Below are 210 nucleotides of genomic sequence, written 5' to 3'. Positions count from 1 at the left end.
CATCAGCGGCTTGAAATCTCGGTGAACCAAGATGCCCTGCCCAGATTGCATGATCATGTCGTGATACATCTTATCTTGCTCACGCACCGCATTTTGCAGCTGAATCGCAGGGGAAAGATCGATCACTGTGACTTGCAGTGCAGGTCTTCCCTGCCACTCCGTCACATGGTCGATAGAAAACACGGTGAACTCTCTGCCATTGCGATCAAC

At 51.0% G+C, this 210-nt stretch carries 1 pseudogene; it reads right to left on the bottom strand.

The features are described from left to right. A pseudogene (locus AB4486_RS26330) lies at positions 1–210 on the bottom strand (GGDEF domain-containing protein); the annotation flags it as partial.

This window comes from Vibrio sp. 10N.222.55.C6, from assembly GCF_041473395.1.
In the GTDB taxonomy this organism is placed as follows: Bacteria; Pseudomonadota; Gammaproteobacteria; order Enterobacterales; family Vibrionaceae; genus Vibrio; species Vibrio crassostreae_C.
This window is presented reverse-complemented; position numbering and strand designations above follow the sequence as displayed.